Source organism: Rhodococcus sp. 05-2255-3B1 (assembly GCF_002258545.1).
GTDB lineage: Bacteria > Actinomycetota > Actinomycetes > Mycobacteriales > Mycobacteriaceae > Rhodococcoides.
Genome location: NZ_NOZC01000026.1, coordinates 1 through 21553, shown reverse-complemented (window position 1 = coordinate 21553; position 21553 = coordinate 1). Strand labels below are relative to the sequence as shown.

The following is a 21553-nucleotide window of genomic DNA, read 5'->3' as shown; positions in this document are numbered from 1 at the left end:
ATGACGACGACACTGCCCATCGGGCTGACGGTCACCGCGCGCGTCCCGGCGTCGAGTGCCAACATCGGGCCCGGATTCGACAGTCTCGGAATCGCTTTGGGGCTGTACGACGAGATCGAGGTCAAGACCACCGCGTCGGGACTTCGGATTCACGTCGACGGTGAGGGTTCGGCGGACGTGCCGTGGGGCCCGACGCATCTGGTGGTGCGCGCCATCGAGCGGGGACTCGAAGCGGCCGGAGTGTGGGCCGACGGCCTGGATGTGCACTGCCGCAACGCAATTCCCCATTCGAGGGGGCTCGGATCCTCGGCGTCGGCTGTGGTCGGGGGCCTGGCGGCTGCCAATGCGCTCGCTGCGAAGGTGGATCGGTCGCTCGCGCTGTCGGAGGGCCAGCTCGTCCAGCTGTCGTCGGAATTCGAGGGTCATCCCGACAACGCGTCCGCGAGTTGCCTCGGCGGTGCGGTCGTGTCGTGGAGCGAACCGCCCAATGCCAGTGTGACGGCGCGCAAGTACGCGGCCGTTCGGCTCGAGGTGCACCCGAGCATCAAGGTCGTCGTGCTCGTACCGTCCGAGCGCTCGTCGACGTCGCACACCCGGGGACTGTTGCCCGAGTTGGTGCCCCATCGCGACGCGGCCTTCAATGTCAGCCGAAGTGCACTCGCGGTGGTGGCGCTGACCGAGCGTCCGGATCTGTTGATGTCCGCGACGGAGGACCTGCTGCATCAAGGTCAGCGTGCTCAGGCGCTGCCCGACACCACGCGCTGGATCGCCACCTTGCGCGCGCGGTCCATCGCAGCCGTGGTGTCCGGCGCGGGCCCGACGGTCATGGCGCTGTGCACCGACGAGTTTCCGGCCGATCTGCGCGAGGCCGCGTCGGCCGAGGGGTGGCGAGTGCTCGACCTCGACGTGGCCGACGGAGTCACCGTCGCGTGACGAACACCGAGTAGGGTTCTTGCCGAGTGGGGACAACGGCGCTATGGTGAACCCTGTCCGTACATCGTGCGCTTCAGACGCCGGTTTCGTCAGGGCAATCAGGTCGCTGTATTCGGGGGATTCAAACGTCCGAGTGATGTGACGCTCCTGACTCGATCCTCCCCGTGGTTCTCTGCGGTCGAGGATCGATGGTGTCGTCGACGGAGTGCGTCGAACATGAACGGCAATATCCGAGTTCGGCAGAACGCCGAACTGCGGAACGAACCCTCGGCTGCGCATCGAGCGAGCGAGGGAAGGAAAGGACCTCCGTGACCGATACGGAACTTATCTCTGCGCCCGAAACGTCACGCCGACGTGCAGGCCTGTCCGGAATGGTTCTCACCGAGCTGCGCAGCCTCGCTGGTGAACTGGGCATCAAGAGCATTTCCGGCATGCGCAAGGGCGATCTGATCGCTGCGATCTCCGAGCGTCAGTCGGGCAGTGCACCGGCCAAGTCGGACGCGCCGAAATCCGATGCACCGAAGTCCGACGCACCGAGGTCGCGTCGTGCCGCTGCATCCGCGCCTGCCGTCGAAGATCGGCCTGCAGTGGAGGCGGCACCGAAGCAGTCGACTCCCGAAGCGCCGTCCGCGGACGCACCCGCGACGCAAGCGGGCGATGCTGCCGATTCCGTCCCCGAGACGGGTCGCCGCACCCGCGGCCGTCGGGCCGCGGGTCGCCGCGCAGGTGCTCCCGATCAACTGCCACTCGACGACAGCAACGATTCGGCCGGATCCGCTCCCGCGGCCGCCGATTCGGCTGCAGCAGCGCCGCAGGCCGAGAAGCCGGACGAGACCGGGGACAACGCCGCCACCGAGCGCCCCCGTCGTAGTCGCGGCGAACGCAACCGCCAGGACGGGTCGGAGCGCGAACCGCGTGACGCCGACGGCAACCGCGACAATGCCAACCGTGACTCGGGAAGCCGGAATCAAGGCGACCGGGACGGCTCCAACCGCGAGAACGGCAACCGAGACAACGGAAACCGCAATCAGGGTGATCGGGACAATTCCAACCGTGACGGCGGCGGGCGCAATCAGGGCGGGCGCAATCGCAATCAGGGCGACGGTCGCAACGACAACCGCAACGAGGATCGCAACAACGGCCCGCGCGACAACCGCGACAACAACCAGGACGACGATGGCGAAGGCCGCGGACGTCGGGGACGTCGGTTCCGCGAACGCCGTCGCGGTCGCGACCGTGGCGACGGCAACGACGGTGGCGGTGGCCGCGAGCGCGACACCGAGATCCGCGAGGACGACGTTCTTCAGCCGGTAGCCGGCATCCTCGACGTTCTCGACAACTACGCGTTCGTCCGGACCTCCGGCTACCTGGCCGGACCGAACGACGTCTACGTATCCATGAACCTGGTCCGCAAGAACGGCCTTCGACGCGGCGACGCGGTCACCGGTGCGGTTCGCGTGGCACGCGAAGGTGAGCAGTCGAGCCAGCGGCAGAAGTTCAATCCGCTCGTGCGACTGGACACCGTCAACGGGGGAGAGGTCGAGGCCGCGCGCAAGCGTCCGGAATTCGGCAAGCTCACCCCGCTGTACCCCAATCAGCGACTGCGCCTCGAGACGCAGCAGAACATCCTGACCACGCGCATCATCGACCTGGTGATGCCGATCGGCAAGGGCCAGCGCGCACTCATCGTCAGCCCGCCCAAGGCAGGTAAGACGAGCGTTCTGCAAGCCATCGCCAACGCGATCGCGATCAACAACCCCGAGTGCTACCTGATGGTCATCCTCGTCGACGAGCGTCCCGAGGAAGTGACGGACATGCAGCGCTCCGTCAAGGGCGAGGTCATCGCCTCGACGTTCGACCGGCCGCCGGGCGACCACACGGCGGTGGCCGAGTTGGCGATCGAGCGGGCCAAGCGTCTGGTCGAGGCCGGCCAGGACGTGGTGGTTCTGCTCGACTCGATCACTCGTCTGGGACGTGCGTACAACAACAGCTCGCCCGCATCGGGCCGAATCCTGTCCGGTGGTGTCGACTCGACCGCGCTGTACCCGCCGAAGCGATTCCTCGGTGCGGCTCGAAACATCGAGCACGGCGGATCGTTGACGATCATCGCCACGGCCATGGTCGAAACCGGATCCACCGGTGACACCGTGATCTTCGAGGAGTTCAAGGGCACCGGTAACGCCGAGCTCAAGCTCGATCGCAAGATCGCCGAACGCCGCGTGTTCCCGGCAGTGGACATCAACCCGTCGAGCACCCGCCACGACGAGCTGCTCCTTGCTCCCGACGAGGCTGCCGTCGTGCACAAGCTGCGGCGCGTGCTGTCCGGACTGGACTCGCATCAAGCCATCGACCTGCTGGTCGACCGTTTGAAGAAGAGCAAGAACAACCTCGAGTTCCTGATGGAAGTCTCCAAGACTGCGCCGGGCGGGGCGAACGACTGACGGTTGTTCCCCGGACGTCGCGTCCGGGGAACAAGCCGACAGGTGCGCGCGTTGTAAGGATCTGTCGGCACAGAAGTACCGGCGATTAGCAGGTCAGATGCACGCTCTGGCATAATCAACGGCCGAGTCCGGTTCCGGTTCACGTCTTCGATCGGCGAAGACGACCCGGCGACCACTAGAGAGAACGGTAAGGACACCATGAAGGCAGGAATTCACCCCGACTACACACTGACGACAGTCGTCTGTGGTTGCGGCAATACTTTCGAGACCCGAAGCACCACCGACAAAGAGCGCATCAGCGTCGAGGTCTGCTCGCAGTGCCACCCCTTCTACACCGGCAAGCAGAAGATTCTCGACACCGGCGGCCGCGTCGCTCGCTTCGAGGCTCGCTACGGCAAGCGCGCCGGCAAGAAGGCCGACGCAGACAGCTAGCTGTTTCGCCGACGCCCGTCCTGTGCATCACAGGGCGGGCGTCGGCTTTTTTGTGTCCACATTCAGTTGCACCCGCGTTCGAGAGTGAGTCACCACCATGGCGAGAACAGACAAGCCTTCGGCCATCGACGACATCCTCGCCGAACACTCCGGACTCGAGCAGCAACTCGCCGACCCGGCTCTGCACAACGATCCGTCCGCGGCCCGCAGAGCGGGCAAGAGATTCGCCGAACTGGCCCCCATCATGTCCGCGCACACCAAGCTGACCTCCGCGCAGGACGACCTCGAAGCCGCACGGGAGTTGGCAGCCGACGATTCGTCGTTCGCGGCCGAGATTCCCGACCTCGAAGCGACGGTGCTGCAGCTCGAGCAGACTCTGACCGACCTGCTGGCACCGCGCGATCCGCACGACGGCGACGACATCGTGATGGAGGTCAAGTCGGGTGAGGGCGGCGAGGAGTCGGCGCTCTTCGCGGCCGATCTCGCACGGATGTACGTGCGCTACGCCGAACGCCGCGGGTGGCGCGTGGAGGTGCTCGACGCGAACGTCTCCGACCTTGGCGGGTACAAGGACGCGACGTTGTCGATCAAGACCAAGGATCCCCTCGACGGCGTCTGGGCACGGCTGAAGTTCGAGGGCGGAGTTCACCGCGTCCAACGGGTACCGGTGACCGAATCGCAGGGGCGTGTACACACCTCTGCGGCAGGCATCCTGGTGTACCCCGAACCGGACGAAGTCGAAGAGGTACAGATCGACGAGTCCGACTTGCGTATCGACGTGTACCGCTCGTCGGGCAAGGGTGGACAGGGCGTCAACACCACCGACTCCGCAGTCCGGCTCACGCACCTGCCCACGGGCATCGTGGTCACCTGCCAGAACGAGCGCTCGCAGCTGCAGAACAAGGCGCGCGCGATGCAGGTTCTCGCCGCTCGCCTACAGGCGGCCGCGGAGGAAGCGGCCAACGAAGAGGCCTCGGCCGGTCGAGCCAGCCAGGTGCGTACCGTCGACCGCTCGGAGCGGATCAGAACCTACAACTACCCCGAGAACCGCATCACCGATCACCGCATCGGCTTCAAGGCACACAACCTCGACGCTCTGCTCGACGGGGAAATGGATGCGTTGCTCGACGCGCTCGCCAAGGCAGACCGCGATGCGCGCATGCAGGCAGAGTAGCTGCGGCGCACAGCTTTACAGATTTCGCCGGGCTGATTCACGGATCGGTGCGTTACCCTGGCGGCCAGGTTCGACCCCGTAACAGCGCCCGAGAGGCACACCAGAGATGAACCAGGCCCTGACCCCCGCAGGCGAGAACGCCGTGTCCGAGCTGTCGGTGCGCTACGGCGTCTCGACCGACGCCGTCCGCACCATGCTCGACGCCGTCAACAACGGCCGCGGCAGCATGGCGCAGTTCAACATTCCCGAGCTCGGCGGCAGTGGGCAATGGATGCGCGGCGGAATGACCATGGTAGGCAACATGTTCGATCACGGACTCAAGAGCCGGGTCGACGGCCTCTGCCGCGATCTGTCTGCCGTGCTCTCGCAGCATCAGGTGTACCCACCCAGAGAGACCGGCAGCGGCTCGTTCGGTGGCAACTCGTTCGGCGGCGGCTCGTGGTGGCCGTCGGATCTCGGTACGCCGAGCTCGAGCGGTGGTCAGAACGGCTCGCAGTACGCCGTGTTCCCGGGTTCTCGACGCCTCGCCGTGTCGGTCGGCGGCGAACTGGCCGTGTACGACACTCTCGATCACTCCATCGGCGGGGTTCAGCAACAGCAGGGCGGCGGACCGGGCTCGCTGGAGTTCACCAGCCAGTACGGCACGTTCACCGCCGGCAGCCTGCCTCGCGTCGACCAGCAGTCGAGTGGAACGACCTCGCAGAACCAGCCGGCACCGCAATCCGCCTCGCCGCCCAACGCGCACACGTCGTCCTCGGAACCGTCCTCGAACCAATCGCTCCGGAGCAACCCGTCGGGTGTTGACATCTCCGACATCACGGCGGCGATCGAGGCGCTGGCGGGTCTGCACGCGAAAGGCTTCCTGACCGACGACGAGTTCCACGCCAAGAAGTCGGAGTTGCTGGGGCGCTTGTGACCGGGCTGTCGGAGCCTCGTGGCAGTCTGTACGAGTGAGCCGCAAGCCGTTACGTCTGGCCATCCTCGAAGCAACATCGATGCTCGATGCTGCCGGTGTGTCGAGCCCACGGGTCGATGCGGAGCTGCTCGCCGCACACCTCGTCGGAGTCGATCGCGGCCGTCTCGGTCTGGTGCCGCTCGTGGAACCCGAGCTCGTCGAGGCGTACTTCCGAACCGTCGAGCAACGCGCCAAACGCATTCCGCTGCAATACATCACGGGAACCACGTCGCTGGGCAACATCGACGTCGAAGTAGGACCGGGCGTGTTCGTGCCCCGACCGGAAACCGAATTGTTGTTGGCGTGGGCTCTGGCGTTCCTCGAAAACGTCGACCACCACCCGCCGGTGATTCTCGATCTGTGCACGGGCTCGGGGGCATTGGCCCTGGCGATCGCAAACGCTCGGCCCGACGCCGTCGTCCATGCCGTCGAACTCGACCCGTCGGCATTGGCGTGGGCCCGGCGCAATGCCGATCTGCGCAGTGGCCTCGGTGATACCCCGATCACACTGCACCACGGCGACGTCACGGCCCGTGACCTGTTGACCGAGCTCGACGGTGCAGTCGACATGATCGTCGCCAACCCGCCCTACATCCCGGAGGGGGCAGAACTCGATCCCGAGGTGATCGACCACGATCCACACATGGCGCTGTTCGGCGGTGCGGACGGACTGTCGGTCATCGAACCGATGATCGCCAACATCGCCCGCTGGCTTCGGGTCGGCGGTGGCGTCGCGATCGAACACGACGACTCCAATGGCAGCGAGGTTGCGGCGTTGCTGTCCAGGCGACGAGTGTTCACCGAGGTCACCGCGCATCCGGATCTGGCGGGTAGGCCCCGGTTCGTCGTCGCCGCACGGGCACACCCGGCCTCGGCCTCACGACGGGAACGGCAGGCGGGCGACACCTGACATCACTTCGTTATCGAAGGTGGAAGGATAGGTGCCGTGAGTACCGTCTACGACTGCCGTGAAGCCGACGCGCGCGCTGCCGGATTGACCGCTGCCCGCGGTGCCCTCAAGTCCGGCCGACTCGTCGTGATGCCTACCGACACCCTGTACGGGATCGCCGCCGATGCATTCGACGGCAGCGCCGTCACGGATCTGCTCCGCGCGAAGGGCAGGGGACGCGACATGCCCGTGCCCGTGCTCGTCGGATCGTGGAACACCATCGACGGACTGGTCCAGAGCGTCCGACCACGCACCCGAGATCTCATTCGTGCCTTCTGGCCCGGCGCGCTGAGCATCGTCGTGCAGCAGGCTCCATCCCTGGCCTGGGATCTGGGCGACGCCCAGGGCACCGTCATGTTGCGGATGCCGCTGCACCCGGTTGCACTCGAGCTGTTGCGCGAGGTCGGCCCACTCGCGGTGTCCAGCGCCAACATCTCCGGCAGTCCACCCGCCACCACCGTGACGGAGGCACGAGAACAACTGGGCGGCTCGGCCGCTATCTATCTGGACGGGGGACCGGCCGATCACGCGGTGGCGTCGACCATCATCGATCTGACGAGCGATCGAGCTCGAATTCTGCGGGTCGGTGCAATCCCCACCGAGAAGATTGCCGAGGTTCTCGGTGTCACCGCCGAAAGCCTGGTCCCGGGAGCGTCCTGACATGCCTGTCCGCGCCGCATGAGCGTCGAAATGCTGGCTCAGTCGAACCTGGGTGCAGGTGTTCCGATTCGCGAACTGCTGCTGGTCTTTCTCACTGCCGCAGTGGTCACGTTCTTCGCCACCGGCGGGGTCCGCGTAGCCGCCGTCAAGTTCGGGGCCGTCGCCGTTCCACGTGATCGTGACGTCCACGTACAGGCAACCCCGAGGCTCGGGGGAGTGGGCATCTACGTGGGCATGCTGGCTGCGCTGCTGTTCGCGTCGCAGCTGCCCGCTCTGGCACGTGGATTCGATGTCGCCTACAACCGAGACATCCCGGCCGCGCTGGTCGCGGGCTTCGTGATCGTGCTCGTCGGCGTCATCGACGACCGATGGGGTCTGGACGCCCTCACCAAGTTCGTCGGCCAGGTGACGGCAGCGGGCGTGCTGGTGATCATGGGTGTCAGTTGGGTCGTCTTGTATCAGCCGTGGGGAGGCGAGCCCGGTCAGCCGGGCAGCACCCTGGTCCTCGATCAACTACAAGCCGGACTGGTGACGGTTCTGATCACCGTCGTGATCGTCAATGCGATGAACTTCGTCGACGGTCTCGACGGTCTGGCGGCCGGTCTCGGGCTCATTTCCTCGGTGGCCATCTGCATCTTCTCGGTGGGGTTGCTGCAAGAGCAGGGAGGCGACGTCGGCGTCTACCCACCGGCGCTGATCGCAGCGGCGCTGGCGGGCGCGTGCCTGGGGTTCCTGCCGCACAATTTTCAGCCCGCGCGCATCTTCATGGGAGATTCGGGCTCCATGCTCATCGGGCTGACGCTGGCCACGATCTCGACGAGCGCCTCGGGGCGGATCCCGCTGACGGCGTACGGTCCACGAGATCTGTTGGGTTTGCTGTCGCCGCTGCTGCTGGTCGGGGCGGTGATGCTCATTCCGATCCTCGACCTGCTGCTGGCTGTCATCCGCCGCACCCGAGCAGGGCGGAGTCCCTTCAGTCCCGACAAGATGCATCTGCATCATCGGCTGCTCCAGATCGGACATTCGCACCGCCGGGTGGTGCTGGTGATCTATCTGTGGGTCGGTGTCCTCGCTTTCGGGGCGGTGGGGTCGTCCCTGTTGGATCGCCGAATCGTGGTGCTCCTGGTCGCGGCCGGCCTGGTGTTCGCGCTGGTCGTCACCGCTGTACCGACACTGAGGGTGGATCGATCGCATGGGTCGCGGGTACGAAGCGCTCGACGAGGCGGTTGATCCCGTCGGCTGTTCGCGGTCGCGTGCTGGGTACCCTCGACAACTGTGACCTTCACTCCGCAGTCCATGCCCGATCAATTCGCGCCGCTGCGCGCCGCAGTCCGATACGGACTCATCGGACTGGTGGTGCTGACCGTGGTGAGTGTGGGTATATCCGTGGCCGCGGCCGGAACGCCCGGCCTGTGGGGATCGATCATCGGTGTGGCCATCGGCGGAGGCTTCGTCATCACGACGGCGTTGTCGGTTGCTCTGACCACGCGTTTCCCGGCCTCGGCGGTCGGAGCCCTGTTGTTGGGCGGTTGGTTGGTGAAGATGGTGATCGCCCTGATCGTGCTGGTCGTACTCAAAGATGCCGACTTCTACAACCGTTACTCGTTGGGACTGACCATTCTGGGAGCACTCGTCGTCGTTCTCGGTGCGGAGGTCTTCGGGGTCGTCAAGACCAAGGTGGCCTACGTGGACAGCGTCCCCGCCGAGGACAAGACCGACGATCGGTAGTACGACAGCCTGTCGTAATCGGTTAAGCTGAGGGCCGCCTACACAACGTCGTAGTTCTGTTGATAAAGTTTGCATCAAGCGGCGGGCAAGACCGGGACGAAAGAGACTTTTTCCCCGGACTCGACCCCCGCAGGTAGCAGTCAGCGTGAGCTTCCTTACAGTAGGCCCGGAGTCATCGACTTCGGCAACGTAAGGTTCCGCCCTGAGAGTTGCCGAGTCGACGTGAGTCGCCGACACCCGACAGACGCTTGGCCGATGAAGACCGGGCCTCAGCCTCTGACGATTGCGAGCCGATTTTCGTCGACTTGATAGATCGTCATTGTCCGATCGAACCGCAGTCGCTACCCGGCTGCGGCCCGAACACGGGAGAGACCGCTGAGCGTCACCACCCTGGCTGCGGAATACAGTCCGCCGTCACTATCCGATTTCTTTCCTCCCGCGGTGCTGTTCGAGGGGACCCCGTTCGAGCTCGACAGGCTGATGCTCATCCGCATCCTGATGTCGGCGATTCTGATCATCTTCATGGTGGTTGCCCTCCGCAGCCCGAAGATCGTTCCGCGTGGTCTTCAGAACGTCGGAGAGATCGCTCTCGATTTCGTTCGGATCCACGTCGCAGAAGATGTGCTCGGTAAAGAACAGGGTCGTCGGTTCCTGCCCGTCATCATGACCATCTTCTTCACTGTGTTCGCGGTGAACGCGAGCGCCGTCATTCCGTTTCTGAACATCTCGTCGAATGCCCGCATCGGTCTACCGATCGTGCTTGCCGCGGTCGCGTACGTCGCGTTCATCTACGCAGGTGTCAAGAAGTTCGGAGTCGGAAAGTTCGTCAAGGGCACCATCGTCATCCCGGGCATTCCTCCCGCGATGCACGTGCTGCTGATCCCGCTCGAGTTCGTCTCGAACTTCGTACTCCGTCCGTTCACTCTGACGGTGCGTCTGCTCGCCAACATGCTGGCCGGCCACATCATGCTCGTGCTGTTCTTCAGCGCGACCCAGTTCTTCCTCTTCGAGGCGTCGGCCGGGCTGAAGATCTTCGCTGCACCCTCGCTCATCATGGGCTTCTTGTTCACGATGTTCGAGATGCTGGTGATCTTCCTCCAGGCCTACATCTTCGCGCTGCTCACGGCGATCTACATCGATCTGTCGCTGCACGCCGACTCGCACTGACCGACCAACTGACCGAACCAGCTACACCGCCACTTCCGACACCCGGATGTGGACCGAAGAAAGGGAACGGAAAACCCAATGAGCCTTGAAGTTCTGGCCCAGGCGCAGGAAATCACCGCAAGCGGATACGGCGCCATCGGCTACGGCCTCGCAGCGATCGGCGGTGGCATCGGCCTCGGCCTGGTCGTCGCCAAGAACATGGAAGCAACCGCTCGTCAGCCCGAGCTGGCCGGTCAGCTCCGTACCACCATGTTCCTCGGCATCGCATTCACCGAGTCCCTCGCCCTGATCGGCCTCGTCGCCGGCTTCATTCTCTGAGAGCGCGATGACAAACGCGATTACGTTGCTGGCGGCGGAGGGGGAGGAATACAACCCTCTTCTGCCCGCAACCTACGACATCGTTTGGTCGATCGTCTGTGTCGCGGCAATCGGCTTCCTCTTCTGGAAGTACGTGGTGCCGCGCTTCACCAAGGTTCTCGCTGAGCGTTCCGAGCTCATCGAAGGCGGAATCAAGAAGGCCGAAGAGGCACAGGCAGAAGCCAAGGCTGCACTCGAGCAGTACCACGCTCAGCTGGCCGACGCCCGTTCCGAGGCCGCGCAGATCCGTGAGGAAGCGCGCACCCAGGGGCAGGCGATTCTCGCCGAGATGAAGGAAAAGGCGCAGGAAGAAAGCGACCGGATCGTGGCTGCAGGTCACAATCAGCTCGTTGCTCAGCGTCAGCAGATCGTCACCGAACTTCGTGGCGACCTCGGACGCACGGCCGTCGAACTCGCCGAGAAGGTCATCGGAGAGCAGCTGTCCGACGACGCGAAGCGTTCCAGTTCGATCGATCGCTTCCTCAACGAGTTGGATTCCGTCACCGCGGACTCCGCATCCGGAAAGTGAGTCGAACCATGTACGCAACTTCTCGTGAGGCACTCGCCCGCACGCGGTCGGTAGCCCACGAAGCTCTGGGGTCCGCGTCGGCAGGCGAGGCAACAGCCGTCGCTGCTCAGACCGGTGCCGAGTTGTTCGCCGTCGTCGAGACTCTCGACGCGCAGCGCACGTTGCGTACCGCTCTTGCCGATTCGTCGGTCGAGGGCGTTCGGCGAAGCGATCTGGCCGGAGAGGTCTTCTCCGGCCAGGTGTCGAGTGCAACGGCGACGATCGTCAAGGCCGCGGCAGGCGAAAGCTGGTCCAACGCCCGTGACCTGCTGAACTCGCTGGTCGAGCTGGGTCGTGAAGCTCTGCTTCGCGCCGCGGCCGATCAAGATCAGTTGGACACGGTCGAGGACGAACTGTTCCGGCTCGGACGGATCATCGCTGCCAACCCGCAGCTCGAGCAGGCCCTGTCGGATCGCTCGAAGCCTTCGCAGGCCAAGCGCGAACTGCTCGGTCGTCTGCTCTACGGCAAGGTCACCGCGGTCACCGAGGCGCTCGCAGTTCAGGCTGTGACGCGTCCGCGGAAGGCGGCCCCCGCCGACGTACTCAACGGTCTGGCCGATCTGGCCGCCGAACAGCGCGACCGCGCGGTGGCACACGTCCGGAGCGCAGCACCACTGAGCGATAGTCAGCTCGAGAAGCTGACGGCCACCTTGACCCGCACGTACGGCAAGCAGGTCACGGTGCATGTCGAGGTCGATACCGAACTGCTCAGCGGACTTGTCGTTCGTATCGGCGACGAGGTCATCGACGGTAGCGGGGCAGGCCGCCTCGCTGCATTGCGAAAGACGCTCAAATAGTCCGACACGGACACAGTAACGAGAAGAAGCGTCTCGACTTTCGAGACATTTCACCCCGCGATCATTTGAAGGAAGAGCAGGAAACACTATGGCGGAGCTGACGATCTCCTCCGACGAGATCCGTAGCGCGATCGATAACTTCACCGCGAGCTACTCACCGGAGTCTTCCCGCGAGGAGGTCGGCACGGTTACGGACACGAGCGACGGAATCGCTCACGTGTCCGGATTGCCGTCGGCGATGTCCAACGAACTGCTGGAATTCCCCGGCGGAGTCCTCGGTGTCGCGCTGAACCTGGATGCCACCGAAATCGGTGCCGTCATCCTCGGTGACTACGAGCACATCGAAGAAGGCCAGGAAGTCAAGCGCACCGGAGACGTGCTGTCGGTCCCCGTGGGCGACGGCTACCTCGGCCGCGTCGTCGATCCTCTGGGCAAGCCCATCGACGGCCTCGGCGACATCGAGTCCTCCGAGACCCGCGCCCTCGAACTGCAGGCTGCCTCGGTGCTCGAGCGTCAGCCCGTCGAGGAGCCGCTGCAGACCGGCATCAAGGCGATCGACGCCATGACCCCGATCGGCCGCGGCCAGCGTCAGCTCATCATCGGCGACCGCAAGACCGGCAAGACCGCGGTCTGCATCGACGCGATCCTGAACCAGAAGGCCAACTGGGAGAGCGGTGACGAGAAGAAGCAGGTTCGCTGCATCTACGTCGCCATCGGCCAGAAGGGCTCCACGATCGCAGGCGTCAAGGCTGCACTCGAAGAGCAGGGCGCACTCGAATACACGACCATCGTCGCGGCTCCCGCGTCCGATTCGGCCGGCTTCAAGTGGCTCGCCCCGTACACCGGCTCGGCCATCGGCCAGCACTGGATGTACCAGGGCAAGCACGTCCTCATCGTGTTCGACGACCTGACCAAGCAGGCCGAGGCGTACCGCGCCATCTCGCTGCTGCTGCGCCGCCCGCCGGGCCGCGAGGCATACCCCGGTGACGTCTTCTACTTGCACTCCCGTCTGCTGGAGCGTTCGGCGAAGCTGTCCGACGAGCTCGGTGGCGGATCGTTGACGGCTCTGCCGATCATCGAGACCAAGGCCAACGACGTCTCGGCGTACATCCCGACCAACGTCATCTCCATCACCGACGGCCAGGTCTTCCTGGAATCGGACCTGTTCAACAAGGGCGTCCGTCCCGCGATCAACGTCGGCATCTCGGTGTCCCGAGTCGGCGGCGCGGCACAGACCAAGGGCATGAAGAAGGTCTCCGGATCTCTTCGCCTCGAGCTCGCTCAGTTCCGCGAGCTGGAAGCCTTCTCGGCGTTCGCTTCCGACCTCGACGCGGCCTCCAAGGCACAGCTCGAGCGCGGCGCACGTCTGGTCGAACTGCTCAAGCAGGATCAGTACGCCCCGGTTGCCGTCGAAGATCAGATCGTCTCGATCTGGCTCGCAGGCCAGGGTACGTACGACTCGGTGCCCGTCGGCGACGTCCGTCGCTTCGAGACCGAGCTGCTCGAGGATCTGCACCGCAACGCCGGCGGCGTCTACGACAGCATTGCCGGCGGCAAGGCCCTCGACGAGGACAACCAGAAGGCACTGACCGAGGCGACCGAGAAGTTCAAGGCCGGATTCGTCGATTCGGACGGCAACCGCGTCGTCAACGAAGCGGAGGCCGACACTCTGAACGCCGATGAGGTCAGCCAGGAGCAGGTCAACGTCACCCGCAAGACAGTCAGCAAGTAGGCCGGCGATGACAGGTGACAAGACGAGTACAGAAGGGAGCGTGAACAGCTAGATGGCAAGCATTCTCGAGCTTCGCTCCCGCATCAAGTCGGTCAACTCGACCAAGAAGATCACCAAAGCACAAGAGTTGATCGCGACATCGCGAATCACCAAGGCTCAGGCCCGCGTTGCCGCATCGAAGCCGTATGCGGAAGAGATCACCAAGGTGCTCTCCGCGTTGGCGAGTGCATCGAGCTCGCTCGATCACCCGCTGCTCAACGAGCGACCCGAGCCCAAGCGTGCTGCGGTTCTGGTCGTGACCAGTGACCGCGGTATGTGCGGCGGCTACAACTCCAACGTGCTCAAGGAAACGGAGGAGCTGTTCCAGCTGCTCCGTTCCGAGGGCAAGGATCCGGTCATCTACGTCCTCGGCGCAAAAGGCCTGGGCTACTACACATTCCGCGAGCGGGATGTGAAGGGTGCCTGGACGGGCTTCTCACAGGAGCCCGGCTATGCCGACGCGGCCAAGGCGAGCAGGCACCTGGTCGAGCTGTTCATGGCCGGCTCGGGCACCGAGGTCGACGCTCCCAACGGTGAAGGCACCGTCGAGGGCGTGGACGAGTTGCACATCGTCTACACCCGCTTCGTGTCGATGCTCACGCAGAAGCCCGAAGTTCGCCGTATGGCACCGCTCGAAATCTCGTACACCGACGAGGAATTCGAGATGGGAGCAGATGCGCTGAGCGACTCGCCGAACGCAGATGTGCAGGCACAGTACGAGTTCGAGCCGGAAGCAGGAACTCTGCTCTCGGCGCTGCTGCCCAAGTACATCAGCACCAGGATCTACGCGTCGTTGCTCGATGCAGCAGCGTCGGAGTCCGCGGCGCGTCGTACCGCCATGAAGGCAGCGACGGACAACGCGAACGAATTGGTCGAGACCCTGAGCCGCCAGGCCAACCAGGCTCGGCAGGCCCAGATCACCCAGGAAATCAGCGAAATCGTCGGTGGCGCCAACGCGTTGGCCGACAGCGCAGGAAGTGACTAAGCAATGACCGCAGCAGTAGCCCAAGAGAACGCGAGCGGAGCGGACACACAGTCCGGCCGTGTCGTTCGGGTCATCGGCCCCGTTGTGGACGTCGAGTTCCCGCGCGGCTCGATTCCCGCACTGTTCAACGCCCTCAACGCAGAGATCACTCTGCCGACCGTGGCCAAGACCCTGACGCTCGAGGTCGCTCAGCACCTCGGCGACAACTTGGTTCGCACTATCTCGATGCAGCCCACCGACGGACTCGTCCGCGGCACTGCAGTCGTCGACTCGGGCAAGCCGATCTCTGTTCCCGTCGGTGACGTCGTCAAGGGCCACGTGTTCAACGCCCTCGGTGACTGCCTGGACACCCCCGGACTCGGCCGCGACGGCGAGCAGTGGGGCATCCACCGGAAGCCACCAGCCTTCGATCAGCTCGAGGGCAAGACAGAGATCCTCGAGACCGGCATCAAGGTCATCGACCTTCTGACCCCGTACGTCAAGGGCGGAAAGATCGGATTGTTCGGTGGTGCCGGCGTCGGCAAGACCGTTCTGATCCAGGAAATGATCACTCGTATCGCACGCGAGTTCTCCGGCACCTCGGTGTTCGCAGGAGTCGGCGAGCGCACCCGTGAGGGCACCGACCTTCACCTCGAGATGGAAGAGATGGGCGTCCTCCAGGACACCGCCCTCGTCTTCGGCCAGATGGACGAGCCGCCCGGCACGCGTATGCGCGTGGCGTTGTCGGCACTGACCATGGCGGAGTACTTCCGCGATGTTCAGGGACAGGACGTTCTTCTGTTCATCGACAACATCTTCCGCTTCACCCAGGCCGGTTCGGAGGTGTCGACCCTTCTCGGTCGCATGCCGTCGGCCGTCGGTTACCAGCCCACGCTGGCGGACGAGATGGGTGAGCTCCAGGAGCGCATCACCTCGACCCGTGGACGCTCGATCACCTCGCTGCAGGCGATCTACGTTCCCGCCGACGACTACACCGACCCGGCCCCGGCCACGACGTTCGCGCACCTCGATGCGACGACCGAGCTCTCGCGTCCGATTTCGCAGATGGGTATCTACCCCGCTGTGGACCCGCTGAGCTCCACCTCACGCATCCTCGAGCCCGGCATCGTCGGCGCGGAGCACTTCCGCGTCGCCAACGAGGTCAAGCGGATCCTGCAGAAGTACAAGGAACTGCAGGACATCATCGCCATCCTCGGTATGGACGAGCTTCAGGAAGAGGACAAGGTTCTGGTCGGCCGCGCACGTCGCCTCCAGAAGTTCCTCGGCCAGAACTTCATCGTTGCCGAGAAGTTCACCGGCGAGGCTGGTTCGGTCGTGTCGCTCTCCGACACCATCGAGGCATTCGACAAGGTCACCAAGGGTGAGTACGACCACCTTCCCGAGCAGGCCTTCAACAGCTGTGGCGGTCTCGACGATGTCGAGGCAGCCGCGAAGAAGATGGCCGGAAAGTAGACCGACGTGACTTCTTCCGAGAAGAGCGGCATGGAGGTCTCCCTGGTCGCTGTGGAGCAAAAGCTGTGGTCCGGTACCGCGACCATCGTCAGCGCTCAGACCACCGAAGGTGAGATCGGCATCATGCTGGGCCACGAGCCCGTCCTCGGTCAGTTGATCGAGGGTGGCACGGTGTCGATCACGACCACGGACGGCGAGAAGCTCATCGCAGCCGTCCACGGTGGATTCCTGTCGGTGACGGGCAAGACGGTCACCGTGCTGGCAGAATCGGCCGATTTCGCCGACGACATCGATGTCGAGGCGGCACGGGCTGTAGTGGCAGAGAACGGCGACGACGTCGAGGCCATTGCGGTGGCCAAGGGTCGTATCCGCGCTGTCGAGCGGTCCTAGGTTCACGAGAAGCCGCGACGAGACCTGCGATGCACTACGGATTGATTGTTCTGATCATTCTGGTTGTGCTGCTCGCAGGGCTCGTCGCGGCTTTCGCGTACCGTCTGATGGTTCTTCGCCGCGGGGGAACCGCGGCGATCATGCGGGTGTTGCCGTCGGACGGCGGTGCCGGTTGGCGTCACGGGATCATCCGGTACGGCGACAACACGCTCGTCTTCTTCAAGCTGTCGAGTCTTCGCCCCGGCCCTGATCACCGCCTGGGTCGGCAGGACATTCACGTGGGTGATCGACGAGCCCCACGGGACACCGAGTTCGACATCATGACTCCCGACATCGCGGTGTTGGAACTGTCCGACAGCGGCAAATATTTCGAGATCGCCCTGGACAGAAGTGCGTTGACCGCTTTCCTGTCCTGGGTCGAGTCTCGGCCCTCTGGCCGCTCGCGTCGCCGCAGGCCTGCGGCCTGATCAGCTCTCGTCGGTAGCCGGTTCACCCGGCGTGCGGCTCGATCCGGGGACCCACTGGACGTCGCCTTCGGGGTTGGCGTAGCGGCTCAGAATGAACAGTAGGTCCGAGAGTCGGTTGAGGTATTTCGCGGGCAAGGCACTCGTTGTCTCCGGGCTTGCGTGCACAGCAGCCCACGCCGACCGCTCCGCGCGTCGGGCCACCGTTCGCGATACGTGAAGCAGCGCTCCCAGCGGCGTTCCGCCGGGCAGGATGAACGACGTCAGGGCGGGAAGATCCTCGTTGAACTCGTCGCACCACCCTTCGAGGCGGTCCACGTAGCTCTGATCGATGCGCAGTGGCGGGTACTGCGGATTCTCGACGACCGGAGTCGACAGATCGGCGCCCGCGTCGAAAAGATCGCTCTGGATCGTGCGGATCACCGAGTGGACGGATTCGGGCGGGTTGCCCAGTGCGAGAACCACACCGAGGCTGGCGTTGGTCTCGTCGCAGTCAGCGTAGGCAATCAGTCGTTCGTCGTTCTTGGACACCCTCGAGAAATCGCTCAGCCCGGTGGTCCCGTCGTCGCCGGTTCTCGTATAGATGCGGGTGAGGTGGACGGCCATGGGCGCTACGGTACCGCGCGGGTGTCGGCCGGTCCCGCTGGCTACGCTGTCGACGTGAGTGAACGCTTTTTGGTCAACGGTGGTAATCGCCTCGTCGGTGAGGTGGCGGTCGGTGGTGCGAAGAACAGCGTCCTCAAATTGATGGCGGCGGCGCTGCTGGCAGAGGGTACGAGCACGATCACCAATTGCCCCGACATCCTGGACGTGCCACTGATGGCAGAGGTGTTGCGTGGGCTCGGCTGTGAGGTCGAGTTGGAGGGATCGGTCGTTCACATCACCACGCCTGCCATGCCGAAGTATCACGCCGATTTCGCGGCAGTTCGCCAGTTCCGCGCGTCGGTGTGCGTGTTGGGACCGCTGGTTGCGCGGTGCAAGCGAGCAGTTGTGGCACTGCCGGGTGGTGACGCGATCGGGTCGCGTCCCCTCGACATGCACCAGTCGGGTCTTCAATTGCTCGGGGCGCGCAGCGAGATTCAGCACGGGTGTGTCGTCGCGGAAGCAGACGAATTGCGCGGCGCGAACATCAGACTGGCGTTTCCGTCCGTCGGTGCCACCGAGAACATCCTGATGGCCGCAGTCCTGGCCACCGGGGAGACGGTGATCGACAACGCCGCGCGTGAGCCGGACATCGTCGACGTGTGCAACATGCTCAACGAGATGGGTGCCGACGTCCGTGGTGCAGGCACGTCGACCTTGACCATCCGTGGTGTGAGCGCGCTGAAGCCGACGACCCATCGGGTGATCGGCGATCGCATCGTGGCTGCGACCTGGGGAATCGCCGCTGCCATGACGCGTGGTGATGTGCGAGTCCGTGGTGTCAATCCCAAGCACCTGTCGTTGGTGTTGGACAAGCTGAGATCTGCCGGTGCCGAGGTCACCAGCGAGCCGGACGGCTTCCGCGTCGTTCAGCGCGAGCGGCCGCGGGCGGTCAATTTCGCGACGCTTCCGTATCCAGGGTTCCCGACCGACCTGCAGCCGATGGCCATCGGGCTTGCCACCGTCGCCGACGGCACGTCGATGATCACCGAGAACGTCTTCGAGGCTCGATTCCGGTTCGTCGAGGAGATGATCAGGCTGGGGGCCGACGCGCGTACCGATGGACACCATGCGGTGGTTCGCGGTGTGCCGCAGCTGTCCAGTGCGCCGGTGTGGTCCTCCGATATCCGAGCCGGAGCGGGTCTTGTGCTCGCGGGATTGGTGGCCGACGGCACGACGGAGGTGCACGACGTGTTTCACATCGATCGCGGTTATCCGAGATTCGTGGAGAACCTGAGTGCACTCGGTGGCAGCATCGAGCGGGTCAGCTGAGTAGGGCGGCTTCCAGCGCCTCGACCAATATGCTGATGGCATAATCCAATTCGTCGTCGGAGACGGAGCCGTATCCGACGACGATTCCACCGCGCGCTGTGCGCGAGCGGGTCGAGTGCTCGAGCGTCGGTACGTCCACACCCTTCGTGGCGCAGGACGTAGCGACGGCACGGGCTGCGTCGGAATCGAGTACCAGCACCGTGTGCAGTCCGGCTCCTACTCCCCGGAGCTCGCCGAACCTGGCCAGCGCTGCGGCGACCATGCGGTCGCGGGTGCGATAGAGCCGTCGCGCCGTTCGAACGGCTCTGTCCCATTCGCCGTCCCGCAGCATCGACGTCATTGCCTGCTGAACGGGAACCGATGGAAGATCGCCGATTGCGCGGCGCGTTGCCGAGATGCGGTCGACCATCGACCGGGGTGCCACCATCCAGCCGAGACGTATCCCGGCACCGAGGGTCTTGGAGACGGTGCCGAGGTAGACGGTTCGGTCGGGTGCCATTCGGCCACAGTGGATAAAGGTGCTGCACCGTAACGGAATTCGGAGTCGTAGTCATCCTCGATGATCATCGAATCGTTGTCGCGGGCCCAGTCTGCCAGGGCGCGTCGGCGGCCGATGGGCATGAAGGCCCCGGTCGGGTACTGGTGCGACGGCGTGACGTACACCGCTGGTGTCCGCGGGGGAGCCGAGCCGAGCTGTTCGACGATCAGGCCGGCACCGTCGACGGAAACGTCGTGTACCGACCATCCGCGGTGCGTCGCAAGCGCAGCAGCGGACTTGTAGCCCGGATTCTCCAGTGCCAGAACATGTTCTATCGACTCGGCAACCGAAAGCGCACCCAGGGCGAGATCGAGACCATGGATGCTGCCCGTCGTGATCACGATCGACGCCGGGGTGGTGTGAAGACCGCGTGCGCGGCGCAGAAGCTCGGCGACGCGAGTTCTGAGCTCGAGCGTGCCGGCAGAATCGGGATAGTCGCCCGGAGGCGGTGTGCTGCCGACGTCGCGCCATGCGCGCTTCCAGGCATCCGACGCTGAGGGTGGAGTCCACGGGATTCCCGGACGGAGCGATATGCGCGGGGGAGTTCGTGGTGGTGCTTGTGCACTCGGCGACACCGCCACCGACCGACCTGCGCGGGGGATACGTCGGACATAGTTGCCCGAACCGCGCCGGGGATCGAGCCATCCTTCCGCGACGAGCTGTTCGTAAGCCTTCTCCACGACCGCACGCGCAATGCCCAGATCGACGGAAAGTGCTCGGGTACTGGGTAATCGAGAATCGGGTTGCAGCTCTACGTCGTCGATTGCGGATCGGATGCGATCGGCCAATTGGACGGGAAGCGTCCGAGAGTCGGCGCGGTCGATGGTGATCGACAGAGAGATCGGGAGCATGGAGCTTCGGTATCCCTTGGCTTTCTCGACAAAGTGGCCTGAACAAGTTTGCCTTGATTGGACCATGACAGAAGGCCACTTGTCCCACATCCTGTGAATCATGACAGTCGACGACGTGCCTCTTTCCCCGACAGCGCGAACCGTGGTGATGCGGGGCAGCAACCGTGCCAGCCTCGAACGGGCAACGTTGCTCGACGTCCTACGCTCGGCGCGCATCTGTCATGTCGGCGTGATCGTGGCTGGATTGCCTCGCGTCGTACCGACGGTGTTCGGCGTGGATCCCAACGGTCCGGACAGGGAGGGCACGCTGTATCTCCACGGATCAGTGGCATCACGCAGCATGATCGATGCTCCCGAGCAGGACATCTGCGTCACTACGACCGTCGTCGACGGACTCGTCCTTGCTCGATCGGCATTCCACCATTCGATGAATTACCGAAGTGCCGTCGTGGTCGGCCGGCCCCGCAGAGTGGAGGACGCCGATGAACGGATTCGGGCGCTGGACGCGATAGTCGATCAGGTGGTCCCCGGAAGAAGCGCGCATCTGCGTTCGCATACGAGGAAGGAGCTTGCTGCGACCGCGGTACTGGCGCTTCCGATGTACGAGGCGTCGGTGAAATCGCGGACCGGTGGACCCGTCGACGACGACCGTGACATTCGACAGAGCGACGTGTGGGCGGGCGTCATCCCGGTGTGGGAGGCGCTCGGTGACACCGAACCTGCCGAGGATCTCGCGGAAGACATACCGGTGCCGGACCATGTAGATGCCATGGGCCGGAACGTATTTCGGTAGTGAACGCTGTTGCGGGAGAGGCAGTTCGGGCTGTGGCTGTCATCACATATGGTTGTTGCAGCGTGTGGCGGGATCGATGACGTGACGCTACGAGGTCGAGCTGCGCAAATGCCCCGAGACCGTCGGTCGACCTGCCGATTTGCGTTGGTGTGGTTGGTGGCGTAACTTTTGTCGAGTCAGAGCGACGGACACCGACCCGGTCTTCACGGACTGGGTGAACGAGGTTGGACGTGT

23 protein-coding genes are annotated in these 21553 nt (G+C 64.4%); 20 read left to right on the top strand and 3 right to left on the bottom strand.

What is annotated here, in order from left to right; all coding sequences use genetic code 11:
* From thrB to CH249_RS14435, 18 genes are all read left to right on the top strand, one after another.
* On the top strand, positions 1-933 hold the full coding sequence (gene thrB / locus CH249_RS14525; protein WP_032393512.1) for a homoserine kinase: 933 nt from the start codon (positions 1-3) through the stop codon (positions 931-933).
* Between the two features lie 371 nt (positions 934-1304).
* Positions 1305-3374, top strand: coding sequence for a transcription termination factor Rho (gene rho, locus CH249_RS14520; RefSeq protein ID WP_373453509.1), 2070 nt, complete (start codon positions 1305-1307; stop codon positions 3372-3374).
* A gap of 198 nt (positions 3375-3572) precedes the next feature.
* Positions 3573-3806 carry a 50S ribosomal protein L31 gene (gene rpmE, locus CH249_RS14515; RefSeq protein WP_008715081.1) on the top strand — a complete coding sequence of 78 codons (234 nt, stop codon included), beginning with the start codon at positions 3573-3575 and terminating at the stop codon, positions 3804-3806.
* A 97-nt stretch (positions 3807-3903) separates the two neighbouring features.
* A complete protein-coding gene (gene prfA, locus CH249_RS14510) occupies positions 3904-4980 on the top strand; it encodes a peptide chain release factor 1 (RefSeq protein WP_032393514.1) in 1077 nt (358 codons plus the stop codon).
* Positions 4981-5086: 106 nt separating this feature from the next.
* Entirely contained in the window at positions 5087-5896 is an 810-nt protein-coding gene (locus CH249_RS14505) for an SHOCT domain-containing protein (protein WP_094681725.1), read from the top strand.
* Positions 5897-5930: 34 nt separating this feature from the next.
* Complete coding sequence (gene prmC, locus CH249_RS14500; RefSeq protein ID WP_094681724.1) at positions 5931-6845, top strand: peptide chain release factor N(5)-glutamine methyltransferase; 915 nt, start codon at positions 5931-5933, stop codon at positions 6843-6845.
* Between the two features lie 36 nt (positions 6846-6881).
* Positions 6882-7544, top strand: coding sequence for an L-threonylcarbamoyladenylate synthase (locus tag CH249_RS14495; protein ID WP_094681723.1), 663 nt, complete (start codon positions 6882-6884; stop codon positions 7542-7544).
* A gap of 18 nt (positions 7545-7562) precedes the next feature.
* Positions 7563-8774: a glycosyltransferase family 4 protein gene (locus CH249_RS14490; protein WP_045194478.1), complete on the top strand. Its 1212-nt coding sequence runs from the start codon at positions 7563-7565 to the stop codon at positions 8772-8774.
* A 66-nt stretch (positions 8775-8840) separates the two neighbouring features.
* Positions 8841-9272 (top strand): hypothetical protein, encoded by a 432-nt coding sequence (locus tag CH249_RS14485; protein WP_179273176.1) that lies wholly within the window; start codon positions 8841-8843, stop codon positions 9270-9272.
* A 441-nt stretch (positions 9273-9713) separates the two neighbouring features.
* Positions 9714-10439: a F0F1 ATP synthase subunit A gene (gene atpB, locus CH249_RS14475; RefSeq protein WP_032393520.1), complete on the top strand. Its 726-nt coding sequence runs from the start codon at positions 9714-9716 to the stop codon at positions 10437-10439.
* Between the two features lie 78 nt (positions 10440-10517).
* Positions 10518-10757, top strand: coding sequence for an ATP synthase F0 subunit C (locus CH249_RS14470; protein ID WP_008715092.1), 240 nt, complete (start codon positions 10518-10520; stop codon positions 10755-10757).
* A gap of 7 nt (positions 10758-10764) precedes the next feature.
* On the top strand, positions 10765-11325 hold the full coding sequence (locus tag CH249_RS14465) for a F0F1 ATP synthase subunit B (protein ID WP_032393521.1): 561 nt from the start codon (positions 10765-10767) through the stop codon (positions 11323-11325).
* 8 nt (positions 11326-11333) lie between these two features.
* Complete coding sequence (locus CH249_RS14460; protein ID WP_032393522.1) at positions 11334-12161, top strand: F0F1 ATP synthase subunit delta; 828 nt, start codon at positions 11334-11336, stop codon at positions 12159-12161.
* Between the two features lie 88 nt (positions 12162-12249).
* Entirely contained in the window at positions 12250-13893 is a 1644-nt protein-coding gene (gene atpA / locus CH249_RS14455) for a F0F1 ATP synthase subunit alpha (protein ID WP_032393523.1), read from the top strand.
* Between the two features lie 52 nt (positions 13894-13945).
* Positions 13946-14917, top strand: coding sequence for a F0F1 ATP synthase subunit gamma (locus CH249_RS14450; protein ID WP_045194485.1), 972 nt, complete (start codon positions 13946-13948; stop codon positions 14915-14917).
* A gap of 3 nt (positions 14918-14920) precedes the next feature.
* Positions 14921-16369 carry a F0F1 ATP synthase subunit beta gene (atpD, locus tag CH249_RS14445; RefSeq protein ID WP_027497899.1) on the top strand — a complete coding sequence of 483 codons (1449 nt, stop codon included), beginning with the start codon at positions 14921-14923 and terminating at the stop codon, positions 16367-16369.
* Between the two features lie 30 nt (positions 16370-16399).
* Entirely contained in the window at positions 16400-16759 is a 360-nt protein-coding gene (locus CH249_RS14440) for a F0F1 ATP synthase subunit epsilon (RefSeq protein WP_032393525.1), read from the top strand.
* Positions 16760-16788: 29 nt separating this feature from the next.
* Entirely contained in the window at positions 16789-17226 is a 438-nt protein-coding gene (locus tag CH249_RS14435) for a DUF2550 domain-containing protein (protein ID WP_094681721.1), read from the top strand.
* Here the strand turns inward: CH249_RS14435 and CH249_RS14430 are convergent, their stop codons facing one another.
* Positions 17227-17829 (bottom strand): cob(I)yrinic acid a,c-diamide adenosyltransferase, encoded by a 603-nt coding sequence (locus CH249_RS14430; protein ID WP_094632236.1) that lies wholly within the window; start codon positions 17827-17829, stop codon positions 17227-17229. It abuts the gene before it with no gap.
* Between the two features lie 54 nt (positions 17830-17883).
* Here CH249_RS14430 and murA point away from each other — a divergent pair, with 54 nt between their 5' ends.
* Positions 17884-19137 carry a UDP-N-acetylglucosamine 1-carboxyvinyltransferase gene (murA, locus tag CH249_RS14425; protein ID WP_032393537.1) on the top strand — a complete coding sequence of 418 codons (1254 nt, stop codon included), beginning with the start codon at positions 17884-17886 and terminating at the stop codon, positions 19135-19137.
* Here the strand turns inward: murA and CH249_RS28450 are convergent.
* Both CH249_RS28450 and CH249_RS14420 read right to left on the bottom strand, forming a co-directional pair.
* On the bottom strand, positions 19130-19579 hold the full coding sequence (locus CH249_RS28450) for a hypothetical protein (RefSeq protein WP_256988318.1): 450 nt from the start codon (positions 19577-19579) through the stop codon (positions 19130-19132). The genes murA and CH249_RS28450 overlap by 8 nt on opposite strands.
* Positions 19474-20526: a PLP-dependent aminotransferase family protein gene (locus CH249_RS14420; protein WP_256988315.1), complete on the bottom strand. Its 1053-nt coding sequence runs from the start codon at positions 20524-20526 to the stop codon at positions 19474-19476. The genes CH249_RS28450 and CH249_RS14420 overlap by 106 nt, the downstream gene beginning before the upstream one ends.
* Before the next feature lie 100 nt (positions 20527-20626).
* Here CH249_RS14420 and CH249_RS14415 point away from each other — a divergent pair, with 100 nt between their 5' ends.
* The gene (locus CH249_RS14415) at positions 20627-21319 is read left to right on the top strand and encodes a pyridoxamine 5'-phosphate oxidase family protein (protein ID WP_094681720.1); all 693 of its coding nucleotides are present in this window, start codon (positions 20627-20629) and stop codon (positions 21317-21319) included.
* Positions 21320-21553: the final 234 nt, after the last annotated feature.

Bases quoted from the DNA above. Each gene is read 5' to 3' on its own strand.
- thrB (WP_032393512.1), top strand. From the start codon at position 1: ATGACGACGACACTGCCCATCGGGCTGACGGTCACCGCGCGCGTCCCG.
- rho (WP_373453509.1), top strand. From the start codon at position 1,305: ATGGTTCTCACCGAGCTGCGCAGCCTCGCTGGTGAACTGGGCATCAAG.
- rpmE (WP_008715081.1), top strand. From the start codon at position 3,573: ATGAAGGCAGGAATTCACCCCGACTACACACTGACGACAGTCGTCTGT.
- prfA (WP_032393514.1), top strand. From the start codon at position 3,904: ATGGCGAGAACAGACAAGCCTTCGGCCATCGACGACATCCTCGCCGAA.
- CH249_RS14505 (WP_094681725.1), top strand. From the start codon at position 5,087: ATGAACCAGGCCCTGACCCCCGCAGGCGAGAACGCCGTGTCCGAGCTG.
- CH249_RS14490 (WP_045194478.1), top strand. From the start codon at position 7,563: ATGAGCGTCGAAATGCTGGCTCAGTCGAACCTGGGTGCAGGTGTTCCG.
- CH249_RS14485 (WP_179273176.1), top strand. From the start codon at position 8,841: ATGCCCGATCAATTCGCGCCGCTGCGCGCCGCAGTCCGATACGGACTC.
- CH249_RS14470 (WP_008715092.1), top strand. From the start codon at position 10,518: ATGAGCCTTGAAGTTCTGGCCCAGGCGCAGGAAATCACCGCAAGCGGA.
- CH249_RS14465 (WP_032393521.1), top strand. From the start codon at position 10,765: ATGACAAACGCGATTACGTTGCTGGCGGCGGAGGGGGAGGAATACAAC.
- CH249_RS14460 (WP_032393522.1), top strand. From the start codon at position 11,334: ATGTACGCAACTTCTCGTGAGGCACTCGCCCGCACGCGGTCGGTAGCC.
- atpA (WP_032393523.1), top strand. From the start codon at position 12,250: ATGGCGGAGCTGACGATCTCCTCCGACGAGATCCGTAGCGCGATCGAT.
- CH249_RS14450 (WP_045194485.1), top strand. From the start codon at position 13,946: ATGGCAAGCATTCTCGAGCTTCGCTCCCGCATCAAGTCGGTCAACTCG.
- atpD (WP_027497899.1), top strand. From the start codon at position 14,921: ATGACCGCAGCAGTAGCCCAAGAGAACGCGAGCGGAGCGGACACACAG.
- CH249_RS14440 (WP_032393525.1), top strand. From the start codon at position 16,400: ATGGAGGTCTCCCTGGTCGCTGTGGAGCAAAAGCTGTGGTCCGGTACC.
- CH249_RS14435 (WP_094681721.1), top strand. From the start codon at position 16,789: ATGCACTACGGATTGATTGTTCTGATCATTCTGGTTGTGCTGCTCGCA.
- CH249_RS14430 (WP_094632236.1), bottom strand. From the start codon at position 17,829: ATGGCCGTCCACCTCACCCGCATCTATACGAGAACCGGCGACGACGGG.
- CH249_RS14420 (WP_256988315.1), bottom strand. From the start codon at position 20,526: ATGCTCCCGATCTCTCTGTCGATCACCATCGACCGCGCCGACTCTCGG.
- CH249_RS14415 (WP_094681720.1), top strand. From the start codon at position 20,627: ATGACAGTCGACGACGTGCCTCTTTCCCCGACAGCGCGAACCGTGGTG.